Genomic DNA, 20,090 nt, shown 5'->3' on the forward strand with positions numbered 1-20,090 from the left:
ACAGGGGTGTTGAGTGTTTTATGAGGACTAACGTGGCTCTATATTGGCTCTTTACCTTTGTTGCTAGCTTGCGCGCCCATATTCATAAATCCTTAACCGCCCATAGAACTCCCGTGACGTAACCACTCATGACTAATGAGAGTCTTGTAATGCCAAATGCTGTCAGGAGACCAACGGAATTTATAGCCGATGACTGGATGTCGCACAACAGCTAACTAAAAGGTTGGTTGTCTTAAAGGAATAAACTGATAAGGTAAAACCGTGTAGCAATTTTCTAGCTTGGTTCGCTGGTGTAGTTAATGACCATAAATACTGATCCTCAAAATTCAAAAGCATCGCCCCAAATACTGCTCTTTGTTTGCGTCATGTTAATCGCAACCAATTTACGAGCGCCATTTACCGCGATGGCACCGCTTCTGGAAATGATCCAGGAGGCACTCAATATAGGGACTTCAGAAGCCGGTATCATTATGGCTATACCTTTGTTTGCCTTTATGCTGTTTTCTCCTTTCATCCCCACGATTACTCGAAAAATTGGCTTTGAAAACGGCTTACTATATACGGTCATTCTAATCGGTCTGGGCACTTTCCTGAGGTCTTACGGAGGTTTATCATTTCTATACTTAGGAACGGCCATAATAGGCCTGGGCATTGCAGCTGGTAACGTCATACTGCCCAGTTACATTAAACTTAAATTCCCACACAAGATTCCCTTGGTGACTTCCAGTTATGTACTAACGATGGGACTAACAGCAGCAATTAGCTCTGCTTTGGTGATTCCTCTGACTCAACTCAGTGATTTAAGTTGGCGCTTTGCGGCGGCAGCTTTTGTCATACTTCCGATCATCACCGTTATTTTATGGGCTCCTCAGGCACGAAAAAGCACGAAAGAAAAGATTGGGGATATTACTAATCAATACCTCTCCCCCATCTGGCGCTATGCCCTGGCCTGGCAGGTCACCATTTTCTTCGCCTGCAACTCTATTTTATTTTATGCCATGATTAGCTGGCTGCCGTCTATTTTAAATGAAATAGGACTGAGCCCAGAAAAAGGCGCAACATTACACGGCGTGTTGCAGCTAGCATCAGCAGTCCCAGGTCTCATCTTAGTTCCAATCATTAACCGTTCAAAAGACCAGCGAGGGATTGCCACGATAGTCGCAATTGTTAACTTACTGGGATTATTAGGATTATTGTTATTTTCTGAGTGGGCAATATTCTGGACAATCATCATTGGTCTTGGAAACGGCGGTGGATTTATCCTCGCTCTATCCTTTATGGGGTTACGAACCTCAACCAGCGACAGAGCGGCTTCGTTATCCAGCATGTCACAAACCATAGGCTACTTAGCTGCCGGAGGGGCCACTCTTATATTGGCCAAAGTCGCCGAAGCTTATGACAGCTGGCAGCCCATACTCATTATCTGCATGGTTTTGTGTGTCGCGCAGGGAATCGTAGGGCTGTTTGCAGGAAGGACTATTGAAATAAAGTCGGACTGAATTGGTTTTACACAATGAGCCAAAGCCAACGAATCTTACCCATGCTCCTCAGCTAAAATTGAACACACACCGTAATGTAATCGAAGTTTTGCATGCTTAAACTAAGGAAGAGTGATTCGGATTTGTGTACCGCAGATATAAAAAAAGCCCTGCGTCAGCAGGGCTTTGAGGTTCTTTATCGTTCTTCTATAACAAGATGAAGAATGGTGCCCAGGGCCGGAATCGAACCGGCACGGTGTTGCCACCGAGGGATTTTAAGTCCCTTGCGTCTACCAATTTCGCCACCTGGGCAGATGACTTGCTTTATCACACCAACTTTACAGCTTTAGTCTAATTATGGAGGCTGAGGCCGGAGTCGAACCGACGTCCACGGATTTGCAATCCGCTGTATAGCCACTCTACCACTCAGCCATAAATCAGTTTTGCTGGTGCTGATATAAAAAACCTCGGCCTAGAAGCACCGAGGTTTTGAATTTGGAGCGGGAAACGAGATTCGAACTCGCGACCCCAACCTTGGCAAGGTTGTGCTCTACCAGCTGAGCTATTCCCGCGTCATTTGATGGCGTGCATTTTACTGTGAAATCTTAATGTGTCAACACAAAAAACCGATTTTTTTAGCACGCTTCCTGAGGCTGATTAAGGCTTGAACAATATGTTCTTTTTTTAAGCCGAAATCCTGGTGCCGCGTCAGGAGCTGGTTATTATGCGTCATTCTCCGAGCTTGTCAAGTACGGCCAGGCAGCTTTTAAATAGGTATACATAGACCATAAAGTAAGTAACGCTGATAACCAGATGAAGACGAATCCAAAAGTCTTAGGTAACCCAAATACGCTCGGCGGCGCTAACAGGAATAGGAAAATCGCGAACATCTGGCTCAAGGTTTTAAGCTTTCCAATCACGGATACACCAACTACCGCTCGATTGCCTACTTCTGCCATCCATTCGCGTAATGCCGAAATGGTGATCTCGCGGCCAATAATGACCATCGCAGGAATCGCCAGCCATAGGCTTCCTTCTCTTTCTACGAGCAGAATAAGGGTTATCGCGACCATCAGCTTATCGGCCACTGGATCTAAAAAGGCTCCGAATGGCGACTCGATATTCATTTTCCGTGCTAAAAAGCCATCCAGCCAATCGGTTGCCGCCGCAAAACAGAAAATGCCTAAGGTAATCCAGCGTGCCACAGGACTATCAATATAAAAGAATAAGACGAACAGCGGGACCAATAAAATTCGAAAAGCTGTGAGTACGTTAGGTAAATTCCACATGATGACTTTCAGGTTCCAGATTGATTGTTGTTGACGGCCTCATTGTAGCGGATTGTTTTTAATAAATACCGCTAACTATGCAAATAATCATAAATTTTTTGTGCCAGCGACATGCTCACCCCCGGTGCTCCAGCAATATCTTTGACGCTGGCTTTTTCGACCTCTTGCCAGCCACCGAAATGCCTGAGCAACGCTTGTCGCCGCTTAGCGCCCACGCCGGGGATTTCTTCCAGCAAAGACTTGGTAGCTGACTTTTTACGTTGATGACGATGTTTGGTTATCGCAAAGCGGTGTGCTTCGTCGCGAATGTGCTGAATAAAGTGCAGTGCTTTCGAGTCATCATCCAGCAATAAGGGCTGATGCTGCCCCGGAAACCAAATCTGTTCCATGCCCACTTTGCGGTCACTGCCCTTGGAAACGCCGATCAGATAAACAGACTGCAGCTCCAGCTCGTTAAAGACTTCTTCCGCCTTCGCCAGCTGCCCTTTTCCGCCATCGACAATCACCAGGTCAGGCAAAGTCTGCTGTTCGTCTTTTAAACGCTTGTAGCGGCGTGTCAGGGCTTGCTGCATCGCAGCATAATCATCACCGCCGGTAATCCCCGAAATATTAAAGATGCGATAGTCAGCTTTCTTAGGGCCATTCTCATCGAACACCACGCAAGACGCCACGGTTTGCTTGCCCTGGGTATGGCTGATATCAAAGCACTCCACATGCTTCGGCATCTGTTCCATTTGCAGTGCTTTTTGCAGGTCGAGCAAACGTTGCGTGAAATTGGATTTACTGTTGAGCTTGGCGCGCAAGGAATGTTCAGCATTCTTATTGGCAAAGGTTTGCCATTCTTTAACCTGGCCGCGGCTGGCCTGACGAATGGTAACCTTATTGCCGCGCTGTTCAGTAAAGGCTTCTTGAAGCGCTTCTATATCTTCCGGCAAATTCTCAATCACCACCTGCTTAGGGATTTCTGCGCCAGATAAATAGTAGAAGCCAAGAAAGGTTGAAACGATTTCCTGTAAATCACTATGCTTCGGCACTTTCGGGAAGTAGGTTTTATTGCCGACAATCGTGCCCTGGCGAATAAAGACCAACAAGATACAGCAGACGCCGGAAGCATAAGCGACTCCAATCACATCCATATCCGAGGCGGTGCCACTGATCACTTGCTGTTGCATGACGTGGCGCATCTGTTTAATCTGATCACGATAACGCGCGGCGATTTCAAACTCCAGGTTCTGACTGGCCACATCCATCTTTTGCTGCAAACGTTTAATGACCTGTTCGCTTTTGCCCTGATAAAACAGTTTCACGTTCTCCACATCCTTGGCGTACTCTTCTTTCGAGATATAATCCACACAAGGCGCGGTACAACGCTTAATCTGGTACTGCAAGCAAGGTCGAGAACGGTTGGCAAAATAGCTGTCTTCGCACTGGCGGATCTGGAAGGTCTTTTGGATCAGTGACAAGCTCTGGCGCACAGCGCTGGAACTGGGAAAAGGCCCGAAATACTCGCCCTTTTCTTTCTTGGCTCCGCGATGATAAGCCAGTCGCGGAAAATCACCCGCCGATAAAAATACAAAAGGATAGGATTTATCATCCCGAAAAAGTACATTAAAGCGCGGCTTGTATTTCTTAATCAGATTATTTTCGAGCAGCAGCGCTTCGGTTTCGGTTTCGGTCACCGTTGTATGAATATCTTCAATATAGGTGACCATCAGTTCAGTTTTGGGTGACTGATGCTGCTTGGTAAAATAGCTTTTAACGCGATTGGAAAGATTCTTGGCCTTGCCCACATACAGGGTTTCGCCGTCTTTACCCAGCATCTGATAGACACCGGGTTTATGACTCAGGTGAGCAAGGATTTTTTTGATATGTGGTTTGATTGAAGTTGAATTGTCGTCCACAGGACTCATAGCTCTATCTACTACTGAGCTTCAATCACTTTATAGCGAAGCGCCATGTGAGTCAGGCTCACATCATTTTCAACGCCGAGCTTTTCAAATAAACGATAACGGTAACTGTTCACCGTCTTGGGGCTTAAGTGTAGCTTGTCCGAAATTGACTGGACTTTTTCGCCACGCGTGATCATCAGCATGATCTGCATTTCACGCTCAGACAAATTACTGAATGGGTTGTCTTCCGATTTGCTGAACTGGCTCAGCGCCATCTGTTGTGCCACCTCTGCCGCCAGATAAAGCTTACCGCGATTAACCGAATGAATGGCCTTGACCATTTCATCAATATCGGTTCCCTTAGTCAGGTAGCCCATAGCGCCAGCAGCGATAAACTGCGAGGGATAAGGTTCAGAGCCATGCACCGTCAAAGCAATCACCTTCAAATCCGGCTCAAAGCGCAACATACGACGAGTCGCCTCCAAGCCGCCGATCCCAGGCATATTGGCATCCATCATCACCACATGAGGATTCAGCTCCTTCACCTTCTTAATTGCTTCTTCCCCAGACTCAGCCTCGCCAACCACATCAATTCCATCTGCATCCGAAAGTAAACGACCCAATCCCATGCGAACCAAATCGTGATCATCTACCAGCAAGACTTTAATCATGTAAACCTCAATAAATCATTTATATTTTTGAATAAAATAGCGGTTCAATTATTATGAAATTGCTTTAATATAGCAAGCACAGTTAAGACAGGAATGAGAACTAATATGAATATAAAGCACATCTGCATTTTATTTGGGATAACTGCATGGGCCAACTTCGCCACAGCAGCCTCAACTCCGGAAGATTGCGCGGCCATAACAAACGACGATAAACGTCTGGCCTGCTACGACCAATTTCTAAAAGGTAAGAAAGCACCAGCCAAGCCAGAACAAGCAGCACAGCCTGAAAAACCGGCAAAACCTGCTAAGCCAGAGCTTCCTGAACAGGCGCAAAAACCAGCTCCTAAACCAGACGTTGCTGCGAAAAAAGACAAAGTCGAAGAGTTTGGGCAAGAACGAATTAAAAAAGAAGAAACCCTCGATAAAATCAACGCCACCGCGCTGGGCGAATTTACTGATTGGGAAAAAGGGCTGCAAATCCAACTTGATAATGGTCAAGTCTGGGAGATCACAGACCTACGCCCCGGCTACTACAAAGTTACCAACCCCACAGTAACCATCGAAAAAGGCTTCATGGGCAGCTACAACATGAACGTCGAAGGCCGCAACAAAAGCTACCGCGTCATTCGTATTGAATAAACTCCTGTCATCCCGCGGTCACAGCCGCGGGATGACAAGCATGACGTATTAACAAGGGCTTGCCCTTCGTACGAGCGATTCATGAATCGCCCCTACAACACAAGGCCACTACCATAGGATGGGTTAGCAAAGCGTAACCCATCAATTAAGAGCAGATCCCAAATAACTCAAGAATTAACAAACAGTTTGATGAGGTTCGGTATGGGGCTTCACTCTTTTAACATTTCTGGCTTCTTCTGCATAAGCTTTATGCCGTACATCCCACAGTTCGACGGAGTGCTGAATATTCAGCCAGAACTCAGGAGTATTCCCTAAAGCGGCTGCCAGCTTAATCGCCATAGGTGCGGTCAAGGAACCTTTATCGTTGACGATTCGACTTAGAGTGTTGCGATGAACCCCCATAGCCTCAGCTAATTCATTAATTTCGATACCCATAGGCTCCATAAACTCAGTCACCAACATTTGACCAACCGTAACTGGGCGTCGCTTTGTATTTCTCATAATCCTTAATCTCCCCTAGCCCCTATATACATGAGGGTCTAGATAAGTGTTTTCTCCAACTCCATCAATCCATTGAAAGATAAGTCGATATTGCTTATTTACTCGAATGGAGCACCAACCTTTTAACTTACCTTTTAAATGTTCGAAACAGTTACCAGGTGGCACTCTAAGATCCGCTTCTTCCGTTGCGGCATCGATGATTTGTAGCTTTCTATATAAAGCATTTTGGATATTTTTAGGGATTTTCCGGTGGGAAATATCGTCTTCATAAAAAGCTTCTAACCAATCATCCCTGAATGTAATTGCCATAATTTACTTCTCAATACCAATCATTCTATGCACAACGTCATTGTGCGTCAAGTTGTGATTTTTCCAACAACTCCCTGTAATAATCCAGAATATATGGGCAACCCACTAAAATTCCAAGACTTAGCAATTGCAACAATGCAATTTCATTGCTGCTCTTTAGTTCTTTAAAGCCGCTACCTGCGGTTTTTTTCGAAATGGCAAACATGATGTAGGGGCGACCTGCGGTCGCCCAAGCTTGTGACATCCCGCTGCTTTAACTCATAGGATGGATTAGCAAAGCGTAACCCATATGTTTTTTCTTCTTTATTGATGGGTTACGGCTAAAGCCTAACCCATCCTATAAGAGCAGAATCTGCTCTTTAGCTCTGCTCTTCCTTCTTTTAAAACCTAAACTCAAACCCGACATAAAGATTCCTACCATTCGCAGGCAATCGCTCCCCAACAGCTACCTCACTTCCCGCAGCACGATTGACGCCACCGAGATGCTCGACATACTGTTTATCAAACAGATTCTCAATCCCTGCACGCACGGTCAGCCCACCCTCAAACATATAATCGGCCATCCAGTCCCACACCATATACCCAGCGGTTTCGGTTTCATTATTGATACTCGACACCCGATCCTGGTTGGCATAAACCTGCGCGGCAAACTGGGTACTGAACTGCACGCCCTGATAGCCCCACACGAATCGCGTATTGAGCGGTGCAATACGATACAAATTGATATCGCTATCATCGCGCTGACCACGCACATAACTGACTATCCCGGACATGAAGAAATCCGATGGCATGTCATAGCGCCAATTGGCATCAAAGCCCCACAAGCTTGCATCAATATTGGTGAACTGCAATGGCGCAGGATCACCCATCATTCCGGCGACCATAATCGCGCGCGGCTCGTCACTTGGGTTGGCTTCTATGTAATCCTTAACCTGCGAATAGAACACCCGTGGCGACACTTTAAAACCACCATTCACATAATCAAAACCGGTATCAATCTGGTAAGCAGTTTCTGGGGCAAGGTTGATATCCCCGACATAGGTTTTACCATCCGCCAGGCCGCCGGTTGATTGCATCGGCAACCACAAATAACGCTGCTGATAACTGGCGGCGCGTTGTTTAACGCCCAATCCATAATTCCAGATCAGACTATCGCTAACCGTCGTCTTGCCATGATAGGTCACATCAAGGGTGGTATCGCTGACGCTGCGATCCGCCTGATTAAAATCACCCACCAAACCAGCAATCGCAGGATTCATCATCGCCATCGAATGCGCCACCTCGCCCGCATCTGCGCGGTTATATTTAGCGCGCGCACCCAGCGTATCGCTGCGCCCTTCCGAACGCTGACTCCACTGCACATAGGCGCTATGACGGTCATCCTCAACCTGATTAAAATTAATCACGCCGAACATCGCATTATTCGGATTACTGATATCCACATCATGCTCAGACAGATAACCCTCTGCACCGTACACCCAGTCGCCCGACGTCAACTGCACCTTATAATCCGCGCTCTCGGCTGCCGCATAGGTATAACGCTGGGCGCTAAGATTCAGATTCTCGCGCTGGCTAAAATTATCCATGCCATGGGTATTGTCCGAAGCCCCGAACTGCCACTCCAGCACTGCGCCGTCTAACTGATGCTCACCATCCAGGCTCCACTGCTCACCATCCACATAATTGATATCCATCGGCAACGCAGGCGTGCCCGAGAAGCCGGTTTCGGTCTTGCCATAACGCAGACCAATGCGGCTGTTATCGAACGCATAAGCCACATCCAGACCCGACTGCTGCTTATCGTATGCGGTAGTGATGATGTCGCGCCCCAGCGCATCCTCAGCATTATTGGCCGTCTGGTCGCTGATAAAGGCATAAACCCCAAAATCATTCGCGCTGACATTGATATCCCCGGCATAAGTCGTGCCGTCGTTAATCCCCGAATACCAGCTGCTCAAAGAACCCTCGACCGACAGCTCCTCAGAAGTGCGCGCACGCTTCAGATGCACATCAACCGCGCCACCGAAAGTATCAATCCCCGCCGTCACCGGCGCAATCCCGCGATACACCGTCATCGCCTCAACGCTTACTGGCACGGCATAGGTCAAAGGCGCATCCATCCCATTCGGCCCAGCACCCACCACAGGACGCCCACCAAGGTTCACAGCCACACGATCCGCAAACATCCCACGATACTGCGCAATCCCCGTCACCGGCCCATTCTTATTCACATTCGCCCCAGGCACCGTCTTCAACCACTGCGCCACATCCGACTCAACCGGATCCGCATCCGCCACCGAAAAGTCATCAGCCGAAGCACGAGAAGCACTGATGGTAATCACATCAATATGCTCATCCTCAGACTCAAGATCCTCAGCCAACGCAACCCCAGGAAACACAGCCCCACCAAACAAACAGCCAGACACAGCAACAGCCACCGCGCTCACACGAAAAGAATCAAAAGAAAAGAAATTCATAACGCCCTCAGAAAAGAATCAAATCGGCGCTAATTGTATAGATATGAAAGGAAAAAACACTGCGACAAATTGTCGCAGGGATATGAAGAATCAATAATATTCAGTCATAAAAAAAACGATGATTGGCGTTAATAAGAACGAAATAACTCTAAGTAGCCTCTTTACATTATATTTGAATAGAGCTTAAGCTTAAGCCTTACAATGAACGCTATACTTTTTCCTCATTCACCTCTGCTCCAGGTATATTATTTTTCAACCACCGGAAGCCAAAAAGAGTAAGTAATAACATTGCATCAGCCAAAAGAACATAATCTTTGAGTGATAACAGTAGAAGAATTAAAAAAGAAGCAAGTGTACATAACACCGCAGGAAGAATTTCCCAGATCTTCTTTTTGAGCTCTGAGTTTGAGTAAACAAGATCCCAGATGATATACAGAACAAAAATCATAATAAACAAAGTTGACTCTGGGTTTGCACTAGGCTTTTCAAATGAGTCTATTTTTTCAATCAAGCCAAAATATAATATTAAAATAAAAATATCTATAATCAGCAGTGCAAAGCCCTTAGAGATAATTGTCGTGAGTCTTGGAAAGTTAGGCTCTTCAAAAGTATTTGACCAATCAACCCAGCTAGTAGTTATTACAAACAAAGCTAATACGAAATGGCTTATTGTATATTTTGCTGAATTTAGCCACTCTAGAGTAAACTCAAAGTTTTGTAGTGAAGTATATACAGTCACAGTTAGCTGCCCTACAACTAGGGCAAATAGCATAGAAATAAACATATGCCTCAACTTAGTTTCGGTTCTTCTTGCGATTTTATCTGACTCTTCAGAACTCATAATATAATCACCTTAACAATGATTTAACACTTCTATTAATTCTTTGATTTTGATTGCGCCTTCACTTTCACTTTTATCATCCAATTCATTTGCATTGTTTTCATTATCTTTCCAATTATGGTTTAAATACCATATTGCATTTAGACCACAACTTAATGCGGGTAGTATGTCTGATTTTAGACTATCTCCAACCATAAAAGAGTTATGGTTATTTATAGAGTACTTTGACATAAAATCCATAAATACACTTTCAGTTTTCTTCTCAACTACTTCAACTGCCTTTATCATATGCCTTAAATGAAACTTCCTGAGCCTTTTCTCTTGCACCCAGGTTTCCCCAGCTGTTATCAGCCCTAACTTGTATTTTTGAGATAACGTTTCAAATATTTCTTCCACACTTTCATTGTGTTTTGGCTCGGACTCAAATACTTCTAGTGCTATCTTACGGCAGTGAACAATCAAGTTATTCGTTTCTTTATTACCAAGAAAATGTAATACAGTATCCTCAAACGATCTTGCAAATCTACAAGAGGAGTAACCGTAGGTTTTGTACAACTCTACATCTCTTTGTTTCTGATAACTTTCTACTTCTAGTTTGTCCACTCCCTCCTCAGCTAACACCTTGCATAATTCATCTCTAGCATCATCATATAGGTGTTCAATGTCCCATAGAGTGTTATCTGCATCGAAAATAACCCAATTATCCATCAATAATATTCCTTAATATATGCATAAGCCCTATCGAATAAAATCTGGTCTTTGTGGAGCTTATACTTTAGCAACGATTTGCGTAGTGATTTTTGTACTTCCCTTTCCCCTGATACGGAGTTTTGCCAGCCTGGGAAGCGTACGACTCTCACAATGGCGTCTATGTCGTTGACGATTCGTTCTACTACGGCGGGGGTTTGGTCTGTTTTTAACTCTAAGAACAACTCGGTTAGTGCCGCTTTTGGAGTCTTTTCTTGAAGTTCTTCTGCAAGCTCTTTTTCCGCTTGGACTGTTTCTTTTGCGATTTTGCAGAGTTCTTTAATGAAGTCGATTGAGGCAATTAGGCCTTTTTCAGCCTTATCTCTTAACTCTTCAAGCCTTTCACTTAGAGACTTAAATTTAGGGAGGTCTTTGTGTTTATTAAATCTTTTGATTAAGGCTTTTTCTAACTGCTTTACTCTTTGAGGACTTGGGTTATTGAATATATCCTCAATGACATCAGCATCCATGACGAACTCATTGAGATGATGTATATCACCTACATGAACATTCTCATGTATGAGCTTTGTGGTCTGAGCGCCTAAAGTAAGCCACAATAACTTACCGATGTTATCCGACGCTGGTTTTACTGACTCATAGACTTGGGCTAGCCATTTATAGTCTTCGTTATAAATATCCAGCATATTGTCTGGAGATAGCGACTCCCAGAGCTTTGACAGGTATTTAAAGTCTTGCGCAAAGGCATCTTTCTTTTCATCAGTCGCTATCGCTTCTTGAGCAGCTTCTAGGCCTTCAAACCCTTCGATGGTCCTATCGACACCTTCAAAGTGCGATAAAGCGTCAGTCATTGCCTGAGGTAGCTTGGAGCGTAACTCTGAGAGGTTGGTGATGATTTGCTTAACTTCAGTTTCATCAAACTCTAACGCCTTTGCAGCATCATCAAATACACCAAAATAATCAACAATTCTTCCGAAAGTCTTATTTGGGTATAGGCGATTCGTTCTACAAATAGCCTGGAGAAGTGTATGGTCTTTTAAAGACTTGTCCAAATACATCGTTTGTAGGATTGGAGCATCGAAGCCCGTGAGCAACTTCGCAGTTACGATAATAAATTTAAGCTCAGAACCTTTGTCTTCAAACTCTTCTACAATATCGCTAAGCTGATCTTTAGTTAAAGAGTATTTCTGTTTAAAGTCGTAATCATCATTTGCTGTGGTAGATATAACCACTTTGCTGGCTTCTGCCGGGAAGTGCTTATCCAGCTCTTCCTTATATTGATCACAAGCATATCGATCTGAGGTGACAATCATTGCCTTGAACCCTTGAGGCTCGACCTTCTCTTTGAAATGGTCAGCTATATCTTCTACTATTTTTTCGACACGCTCTGGAGACTTTAAGAATGCTGCCATTTTTGCTGACTTTTTATTCAATGCGTCCGCTTCTTCATCCGTTAATGCGGCACTTTCCTTGAACTCTTCAAAAGCAGCATCAATAGCTTCTTTATCAACATGAACATCTACTAAGCGTGGTTCAAAATGTAAAGGCAACGTAGCATCGTCTCGAATAGAGTCATGGAAGGTATACCGAGACAGGTAACCACCGCTATCTCCTTCAGCGCCAAATGCCCAGAAAGTATTCTTGTCTGCTTTATTGACTGGTGTACCGGTTAAACCAAATAAGAAGGCATTGGGCAAGGCCGCTCGCATCTGCCTGCCTAAATCCCCTTCTTGAGTTCTATGAGCTTCATCGACTAAGACGATAATATTATCCCTAGTATTCATATTAGGTTTAGCATCCCTAAATTTATGAATCATGGAAATAATGATTTTGCGGGTATCTCTCTCTAAGAGCTTTTGTAAATCACTTATGCTTTCTGTAGTTTCGACATTGGGGACATCTGCAGCATTAAATGTTCCACTAATTTGAGTATCAAGATCGGTACGGTCTACTAAAACTATGACCGTTGGACTTTTTAACTCAGGAGCCCTTCTAAGCTTTTGTGCCGCAAACACCATAAGCAATGACTTACCTGAACCCTGAAAGTGCCAGATTAAGCCTTTCTTAATCTCACCTGCTTTAACACGCTCAACTATCTTATTAGCACCTTCATATTGCTGGAAACGGGGGATAATCTTTATACGTTGTTTTTTCTTATTCGTTGAAAATAAAGAAAAGTTTCTCAGTATATCCAGCAGTCTGTATGGATGTAGTAAGTCGTTAAGCTCTTTACCAACCTCAGAAAGCCCTAAGGCTTTCGATACGTCATCACTACCGTAAACTCGCCAAGGCGCCCAAAACTCTAATGGGCATCGAATTGCTCCATAGAACAACTCTTTACCCTCTGTCGCAAAGGATAAAATGTTAGGTACAAATAACTGAGGAACAGCGTTCTCATAGACATTATGGATCTCATTAGCGCCATCGAGCCAACTGATTGAAGGTCGGATAGGAGTCTTCGCTTCCCCAACTACGACAGGAATACCATTAATAAGGAAAACAACATCAGGAATTTTGGTTTCTCTATGATGGACTCGATATTGGTTACTAACTATGTAAGAGTTGTTACTCAGATCGTCAAAATCAATTAGCTTAATAGGGATATGCTGATTATTTTCACCAAATGGTAGGGTCTTGTCGCCCGATAACCATTTAAAAAATTCTTCGTTAGCTTTAACCAACCCCACTTGATTTACAGAAATTAAAATAGCGCGGAGTTTATGGATTACCTCATCAGTCAAATTGGGATTAGCTTCAATCTCTGGGTTAAGACGCAGTAAAGCCTTTACAATCTCAGGCTCAACCAAAACCTCATTAACCCCTCGCTCAAGCTGCTCTGGCGATTTGTATTGCCACTGCACAGAAACAGGAGCAGGTTTATGCTCCAACAGTTGGTTAGAGTTTAGGTTGGTGCCACTCACTTGATGGATGATGTAGTGTTCCACACTATTTAATTCGGTAAATCCCATTTTAGAAAACCACCTCTGAAATTACATTTCTCAGAATATATAGATCGTTAAGTTTTTTCTGGGCGTTAGCAGTAGTTTTTTGCGTCGAGCCAATTAGCTGTAGAGTTTTCAATTGATCTTTCATTGGCGGAACGATAAAGTTTATTTTTTTTAGAGTGCCCGAGCTTAGCCCATCCATTATGCCACCTACAGCCAACCTGTTTATTTGATGTGTTACTAAATTTGAACTGAACTGAAGTCTCAGTATATTAGGTTCAAGCATCTCCTTATTTATTTGCAGCCTAATTAGATGAGAGTCCATAATTCCTTTTTGAATACCTTCTGGAACTATCATTGTTTTTCCTATAGTGCCCATTATCGATATTAAAAAATCCCCAGGTTTAACCTCACAGGACTTTAGTTTCTGCTCGAAATATTCACCAGATATGTATCGCTCGCCTATACTCATATCATTGTTAAAAACATTCTCTTGACCATATACCCTTATTCCTTCGGATGTTAGCAACTCCTTTTTCAATGAGCTACCAAAAGGCCCCATTTTCATGGCTCCTTTCTTTGGTACTAAAAAATCCTCTATCTTCAACACTTGATACTCTTCTGGTAATAAGCCAAAACAAGTCTTCTTCGTTCTCTTTCTTTTCCCACCTTCAAGCAAAAAATTAAAACTACTATTCTGGTATGTTTGATTATTTTCGATAACACTCTCTACGGTATTAATATATTTATATAACTTATTAAATAATTTTGATAATAGCCTCTGAATTTTTACTGGTGGTATCAAGAACTCTTGATGTTTTAACGTTCCCCAATTGATTGTTGGTGATAACGATCCCACTGAAATATCAATTGCTCGGTTCATAAATAAATTTGAATGTAAGAAAAATGGAAATAACTCCGGATCAATCACCTCTGGATTCGCTCTCAAAACCAATGCATGAGCAGAACAAAATCCATCAGTGGTCGCCACACCGGCCTTGCGTTGATATGCACGACGACGACCAAAAATCACATCACCTTTATAAAACCTGAGCTTTTGACCATTTACATCGTCTGGAGAACCATGACGCCTAATATGAATAGAACCAGAATCTAAGTGCTCTAAACCTATGTAAACTTTCAAATCTGTATTATTAGGGTCGACTCTTTCAGAAATATTTGTCGCAATTTCATCAAAGCGATATGTTTTCCAGTTAGATTTATCTAAATTATTCAAATCAATGTTTAAGTTCTTTGTTGGTTCTTTCATCATTAACTTAGTTCCTTAAACAACTGATTCATGCTTGTAGCTAATTGCTCCGAAGATTGTTTCCAATTGTGAATAGCTTCATCTAATGTCAGATTAGTCTTACTGGTATCTACATTGCTTACATACAATGGCATATTGAGGCTGGCTTTATGGTTTAGAACATCTTCAATACTAACTACCTTTGCAAAACCCTCTTCACCTGTATATGCTTTATAAGCATTATAAATACGCTCTATATGGCTTTTTTCCAAGAAAGCGATATTTTTATCCTGTCTCACTTCTTTAACAGCATTAATAATCAGCACCTTACCTTTCTTACTTTCTTCTTTATTTGTTTTCGTAATCAATAAGCAGGCTTCCATCGGTGAGTTATAGAAAAGGTTTGGGCCTAAACCAATCACACACTCGACCAAATCCTCTTCCACCATTTTTTTACGCATAGCTGCTTCAGAGTCACGAAATAATATCCCATGAGGCCATAGCGAAATAGAGCGACCATTTTTGTCATCAAGGCTTTTCTGGATATGTTGCTGGAATGCATAGTCGGCACAACCCTGTGGAGGAGTTCCCCATAGATTTCTGCCATAAGGATCATCCATAAAAGATTTACGGTCCCATGATTTTATTGAATACGGAGGGTTAGCTAAGATGACATTAAATTTCTTAAGTTCATCGTTTTCTAAGAAGCCTGGATTGGATAGGGTGTTGCCTCGAATGATCTGAAACTCTTCAATTCCATGCATGAACATATTCATACGTGCAATCGCTGAAGTAAGAAGGTTAATCTCTTGCCCATACAACTTTAGAGTTCGGTATTCTTTACCCTCTTCTTTTAAATGGAGGGCACAGTTCAATAATAGTCCACCAGAACCACAGGTAGGGTCATAGACGGACTCACCCGGCTGAGGGTCCATAATCATGGTCATGAGCTTGACCACTGTGCGGTTGGTATAAAACTCAGCAGCTGTATGCCCACTATCATCAGCAAACTTCTTGATTAAATACTCATAGGCATTACCAAGCTGATCATCAGGGACAGTGCTTAAGTTAAGTTTATATTGAGAATAATGCTCTATAAGCTCAATCAGCATTTCATCTGACAGACGCTCTTTATTCGTCCAGCTGGCATCCCCAAAGATACCGTACAAGGTATCTGGATTAGCCTGCTCAATAGCCCGCATAGCGTTTTGAATAGCAGAGCCAACATTAGTCGTTACTTCTCGTACATCATTCCAATGCGCCCCGTCAGGAACCTGAAAATGATGATTCTCAGCAAAAGCAGCGTACTCTAAATCACCATCACTCTCTTTTAGCGCTAACTCAAACTCCTCATCATAGACATCAGAGATACGCTTAAAGAACAACAAAGGAAATATATACTGCTTATAGTCACCAGCATCAATAGTACCGCGAAGCTTAGTCGCAGCACCCCAAAGGTATTTTTCTAATTCTTGTTGGTTCATAGGCTGTTATTTAATTTTCCATTATCATCTACATTTTCACCAAACGATTCTAAATGTAATAATTTGAGCTTTTGTTCTTTAGACTCGAACTTAACACCCCATCGGTTTTCTAAGAAGGAAAGCAGCTTCAATCCCCTCCTGATAATTGAGTATACATCCCAAGTAGAATATTGGTTCACTACTTCTAGCTCAGAATTAGACCCATTGTTATACCCGTTTCTAATTAAGTTCTGATTTGAATCATATTTGGCTTCTTTCTTATTATCGAAAGAATCATTTTGTAAACTAGAATTAATTGCACTGGATAGTGGAAGAAGATTTCCTAAACTACCCGTTGCTGAGTTCAAGCTTTCATCATCAAAATGTTCAAATAACTCAATCCAGTATGGATCCGTGGGTGTTTGAGGGAGAATGTGCTCAATTGAAACCTTATCTTTATCACTTTTCGTAAAGTTAGACCAACTCAGTTTTGGCTGACCTCTAGATTCTCTTAAGCTTTCTTCATACTCAAAAAGAAAATACCTAAGATCATTCCATCCATAAAATCCATCCCCACCATCTTTAAACTTTCTATCAATAAAGGTTTCAAATCCTTTAGCATCAAAATGGTCATCGGTATAGCATGCCTTTTTAAGATCTTTATCAAGCTTGGCCAAAACTTCATCAATACTCATTTCACCAAAATACACAGAACGAGCTGCTCTATAGTAGTAACTACTTCTATAGTTTGACTGCATCCTATTTATCCGAAACACGAGGAATAAAAAGCGTTCTATGGCTTTCAGAAGTTTCAATCTGGCTGGCTCACCTTTATTTGTTCTAATTAGAGCGGCCATAATTAACGGTCTAAAATAACTTACTTTCACTCGATTTATCTTATCCATCCATATTTTTTCATCATCATTCAGTGCATCAGAATTCTGAGGGAAATATGTTGAATACCATGTCTTAGAAGCGACCTTTAGACTTGAAACATAATTGTCTATATCTTTGATAGTACGCTTTGATACTATTTCAACTTGAGGCTCTTCTTCAATTGTAGGAGACTCATCATCCGACTCTTCTTCATCCGTGATTTCTTCAACCTGCTCAAGGGATGAAGTATTGATAACTATGGTTTCTAAGACATTTTTAGGATTGAAATAATCATCTAGCAAATATCTAATATAGTCGTTACCCTTAACACGCGAATACTTAAAATACATAATCCAATGAGCCCTAAGAAACTCATCATCATTCAAAGGATTCTTTTTATTGCGACCAAGCTGAAAATAAACCTCCTTCCATGCATCATTAATTTTCTTCCTAATTGACTCTTTTGTATTTTCATCAACTTGTCTATTTTTATACAGAGTCGTTAGATAAATTAATCGATTTTTAAGTAATTCAAGATCAGACAGTTGTTTACCACGATTATTCATCGTCTCAAATGCAACAAACACATCAAAATCATCTTTTATTTCATAGACATTAAACAGAAATCTAGTAGTTAATTTATTAAAAAGCTCTTCAATTCCATCAATACCGAAATCCTCTGCATATTGATTTATATTCTGCTTGAAGAATTCTTTAGCATTCTCTAGATTTAATGTATAAAAAGTTTCGTTAACTGTACCTTCATTGGGCTCATTAAATATTCGATGTCGTAAAAATTCGAAAGAAGGGTTATCAGTCTCATAGCCAAATTTGTAAGTTTTATTAACTTCATGTTTCGGTTCTTCAACACAAATATACTGCTCGATTATGTCCGAAAGCCTATAAGAACCAAGCATCACGTCCTTTTCATGAGGAACCTTTTCCTTTGTAAGCTTTTGAATTACCTCGATTAAGCATTGTAGAAAAATAGATACTGTTGTTAATCTCTGTTGGCCATCTACAACATAAAATGGAGTGTATCTTCGCTTTTCAATTAACCAGCTTTCTTCGTTCCAGTTGCTATATTTCTCTACAGGCACTCTTTTTATAGATAGCACACCTGTATAGTGGGAGCGGTCTGTATCAAGGCTTACTAAATCCTCCCAAAACTCTACAAACTGCTTTTGGCCCCAAGCATATCCTCTTTGATAATCTGGTATTCTAAAAATTCGTTTATTAAAAACTTCATCTAATGATTCTAACTCCCTCATTGCAAAAACCTCCCTAATACTTTTTTAAACTCTTCTTCAGCTTTTAAACATTCCTGCCAGGCCTCTTTTAGGTCAGCCATTGCTTCCTCTACACTTGGAAGGTTATCTTCAATAATCTTTTCTACATACAATGGAATGTTTAGATTGAAATCATTTTCTTCTAAGTCTGAGAATGAAGCTACTTTGACGTAATTTTCTACGTCTTGATAAGCCTTATACCACTCGTAGATTTGCTGAACATGTTTGGGTTCTAAGAAGTTTTGAGCCCTACCGACGCGGACTTGATCAGCGGCATCAATGAATAACACTTTATCTTTCTTATGCTCTTCTTTGTTCTGTTTGAAAACCATAATACAGGCGGCTAATTGAGTTCCGTAGAATATATTAGGGCCTAAACCTATAACCGCTTCTAATAAATCATTCTCTAGTAGAGCTTTCCTAATTTTTCCTTCTGATGCTTTTCTGAATAATGCACCATGCGGTAGTACAACAGCCATCCGACCCGTACTATTCATAGATTTGATCATATGCTGAACCCAGGCCATATCACCGTTGCCTTTTGGTGGAGTTCCAGCAATGTTTCTTCCGTATGGGTCATTAACCCAAAGGTCTGCGCCCCAGTCTTTTAGTGAAAATGGAGGGTTTGCAATCACACAGTCAAAGGTCTTGAGGCCGTCAGCCTCGAAAAATGCGGGATTTCGAAGAGTGTCACCTCGGAAGATATTAAAATCCTCAACTCCATGTAGAAACATATTCATTCTAGCAATCGAGCTAGAAGTCAGGTTTTTTTCCTGCCCATATAGCTTCAAAGTCCTAAAATCTTCTCCATTATCCTTTAGATGGTCAACACACTCTAAAAGCATACCGCCAGTTCCACAGGCGGGGTCATAGATGGTTTCACCTTCATGGGGATCTAATATTAAGCCCATTAGATGCACTACAGAGCGAGGTGTATAAAACTCTCCCGCCTTCTTATTGGTTAAGTCTGCAAAGTGCTTGATCAGGTACTCATAGGCATTACCTAGAATATCCGGTTCAACGTTTGCGTTGCTTAAGATGTACTGTGAGAAGTGCTCAATCAGGTTTAGGAGTAACGCGTCGGTTAGTTTATTCTTATTACCCCACTGTGCATCACCGAAGATACCATAAAGATACTCTTGATTTGCTTGCTCAATGCCTCTTAAAGCATCTTGAATAGCTTGGCCCACATTAGTGGTTTTTTCTCGAACATCGTTCCAATGGCAACCATCAGGAATCTCGAACCTGTGAAATTCAGGCAATGCTGCGTACTCTTCATCGCCGCCAGACTCCTCTAACGCGAGCTGGAATTCTTCATCATAAACATCAGAAATACGCTTAAAGAATAAAAGTGGAAAAATATAAACTTTAAAGTCAGAGGCATCAACCGGCCCTTTTAAGATCCAGGCAGCTTTCGAAAGATATTGCTCAAGCTCAGATAGAGATAATTTACCCATACATTCTCATTG

16 protein-coding genes and 3 tRNA genes are annotated in these 20,090 nt (G+C 42.2%); 2 read left to right on the forward strand and 17 right to left on the reverse strand.

What is annotated here, in order from left to right:
• The first annotated feature begins 299 nt into the window (after positions 1–299).
• Complete coding sequence (locus ACYTXU_RS07445) at positions 300–1,499, forward strand: MFS transporter (RefSeq protein ID WP_462205999.1); 1,200 nt, start codon at positions 300–302, stop codon at positions 1,497–1,499.
• Between the two features lie 204 nt (positions 1,500–1,703).
• Here ACYTXU_RS07445 and ACYTXU_RS07450 read toward each other — a convergent pair.
• From ACYTXU_RS07450 to uvrY, 6 genes are all read right to left on the reverse strand, one after another.
• Positions 1,704–1,790, reverse strand: a tRNA-Leu gene (locus ACYTXU_RS07450).
• Positions 1,791–1,836: 46 nt separating this feature from the next.
• Positions 1,837–1,910, reverse strand: a tRNA-Cys gene (locus tag ACYTXU_RS07455).
• A 64-nt stretch (positions 1,911–1,974) separates the two neighbouring features.
• Positions 1,975–2,050: transfer RNA gene (locus ACYTXU_RS07460), tRNA-Gly, on the reverse strand.
• A 150-nt stretch (positions 2,051–2,200) separates the two neighbouring features.
• Complete coding sequence (gene pgsA / locus ACYTXU_RS07465; RefSeq protein WP_462206000.1) at positions 2,201–2,767, reverse strand: CDP-diacylglycerol--glycerol-3-phosphate 3-phosphatidyltransferase; 567 nt, start codon at positions 2,765–2,767, stop codon at positions 2,201–2,203.
• A 71-nt stretch (positions 2,768–2,838) separates the two neighbouring features.
• A complete protein-coding gene (gene uvrC, locus ACYTXU_RS07470; protein WP_462206001.1) occupies positions 2,839–4,677 on the reverse strand; it encodes an excinuclease ABC subunit UvrC in 1,839 nt (612 codons plus the stop codon).
• A gap of 11 nt (positions 4,678–4,688) precedes the next feature.
• A complete protein-coding gene (gene uvrY, locus ACYTXU_RS07475; protein ID WP_462206003.1) occupies positions 4,689–5,327 on the reverse strand; it encodes a UvrY/SirA/GacA family response regulator transcription factor in 639 nt (212 codons plus the stop codon).
• Positions 5,328–5,432: 105 nt separating this feature from the next.
• On the opposite strand from uvrY, the gene ACYTXU_RS07480 reads away from it, so the two are divergent.
• Positions 5,433–5,966, forward strand: a complete 534-nt coding sequence (locus tag ACYTXU_RS07480; RefSeq protein ID WP_462206004.1) for an early set domain-containing protein — start codon at positions 5,433–5,435, stop codon at positions 5,964–5,966.
• A 174-nt stretch (positions 5,967–6,140) separates the two neighbouring features.
• On the opposite strand, the gene ACYTXU_RS07485 is transcribed toward ACYTXU_RS07480, so the two are convergent.
• The 11 genes from ACYTXU_RS07485 to ACYTXU_RS07535 form a co-directional block, all read right to left on the reverse strand.
• Complete coding sequence (locus ACYTXU_RS07485) at positions 6,141–6,467, reverse strand: HigA family addiction module antitoxin (protein ID WP_462206005.1); 327 nt, start codon at positions 6,465–6,467, stop codon at positions 6,141–6,143.
• A gap of 15 nt (positions 6,468–6,482) precedes the next feature.
• Entirely contained in the window at positions 6,483–6,776 is a 294-nt protein-coding gene (locus ACYTXU_RS07490) for a type II toxin-antitoxin system RelE/ParE family toxin (protein ID WP_462206006.1), read from the reverse strand.
• A 37-nt stretch (positions 6,777–6,813) separates the two neighbouring features.
• Complete coding sequence (locus ACYTXU_RS07495; RefSeq protein ID WP_462206007.1) at positions 6,814–7,020, reverse strand: hypothetical protein; 207 nt, start codon at positions 7,018–7,020, stop codon at positions 6,814–6,816.
• 136 nt (positions 7,021–7,156) lie between these two features.
• A complete protein-coding gene (locus tag ACYTXU_RS07500) occupies positions 7,157–9,202 on the reverse strand; it encodes a TonB-dependent receptor domain-containing protein (RefSeq protein ID WP_462206008.1) in 2,046 nt (681 codons plus the stop codon).
• 259 nt (positions 9,203–9,461) lie between these two features.
• On the reverse strand, positions 9,462–10,094 hold the full coding sequence (locus ACYTXU_RS07505; protein WP_462206009.1) for a hypothetical protein: 633 nt from the start codon (positions 10,092–10,094) through the stop codon (positions 9,462–9,464).
• A gap of 12 nt (positions 10,095–10,106) precedes the next feature.
• The gene (locus tag ACYTXU_RS07510) at positions 10,107–10,802 is read right to left on the reverse strand and encodes an HAD family hydrolase (RefSeq protein WP_462206011.1); all 696 of its coding nucleotides are present in this window, start codon (positions 10,800–10,802) and stop codon (positions 10,107–10,109) included.
• Positions 10,802–13,768, reverse strand: a complete 2,967-nt coding sequence (locus tag ACYTXU_RS07515) for a type I restriction endonuclease subunit R (protein WP_462206012.1) — start codon at positions 13,766–13,768, stop codon at positions 10,802–10,804. Before ACYTXU_RS07515 ends, ACYTXU_RS07510 begins: the two co-directional genes overlap by 1 nt.
• A 1-nt stretch (position 13,769) precedes the next feature.
• Complete coding sequence (locus ACYTXU_RS07520) at positions 13,770–15,017, reverse strand: restriction endonuclease subunit S (RefSeq protein ID WP_462206013.1); 1,248 nt, start codon at positions 15,015–15,017, stop codon at positions 13,770–13,772.
• Positions 15,017–16,477: a type I restriction-modification system subunit M gene (locus ACYTXU_RS07525; protein WP_462206015.1), complete on the reverse strand. Its 1,461-nt coding sequence runs from the start codon at positions 16,475–16,477 to the stop codon at positions 15,017–15,019. Before ACYTXU_RS07525 ends, ACYTXU_RS07520 begins: the two co-directional genes overlap by 1 nt.
• Complete coding sequence (locus ACYTXU_RS07530) at positions 16,474–18,603, reverse strand: DUF262 domain-containing protein (protein ID WP_462206017.1); 2,130 nt, start codon at positions 18,601–18,603, stop codon at positions 16,474–16,476. The genes ACYTXU_RS07525 and ACYTXU_RS07530 overlap by 4 nt, the downstream gene beginning before the upstream one ends.
• Positions 18,600–20,078, reverse strand: coding sequence for a type I restriction-modification system subunit M (locus ACYTXU_RS07535; protein ID WP_462206018.1), 1,479 nt, complete (start codon positions 20,076–20,078; stop codon positions 18,600–18,602). Before ACYTXU_RS07535 ends, ACYTXU_RS07530 begins: the two co-directional genes overlap by 4 nt.
• Positions 20,079–20,090 lie beyond the last annotated feature (12 nt).

The sequence above is a fragment of the Kangiella sp. M94 genome (genome assembly GCF_054926195.1).